Source organism: Methylobacterium nigriterrae (assembly GCF_037106235.1).
Taxonomy (GTDB): Bacteria; Pseudomonadota; Alphaproteobacteria; order Rhizobiales; family Beijerinckiaceae; genus Methylobacterium; species Methylobacterium nigriterrae.
The window spans coordinates 1-264 of record NZ_JBAWTG010000955.1 but is presented as its reverse complement, the minus strand read 5'-3'; the positions used below and the strand labels follow the sequence as shown (position 1 = coordinate 264).

Annotated in this window: 1 pseudogene; it reads right to left on the bottom strand. The window is 72.3% G+C overall.

Going from position 1 to position 264, the window contains the following annotated elements:
• A pseudogene (locus tag WDW90_RS39835) lies at positions 1-264 on the bottom strand (flagellar hook-associated protein FlgK); the annotation flags it as partial.

The following is a 264-nucleotide window of genomic DNA, read 5'->3' as shown; positions in this document are numbered from 1 at the left end:
CGCGGCGACGAGCGGGGAGGTGTCGCTGATCAGCGACGGGTTCACGCCGAGCCGCTGCGCGAGGCCGGTCCGCGGGATGGTCCCGTCGAGCGAGCCCGTGATCAGCGCGGCGCCCGAACCGTCCACGAAGAGCGGGATCTGCGGGAAGCTGCCGGTGAACGAGGTCGTCGAGTTCGGCACCGTGATCGCGGCCGTGATGCCCTGCACGCTCGAACCCGTGACCGAGACCTTGCCCGAGGAAGCCGTGGCGGCGGCCGACACGCC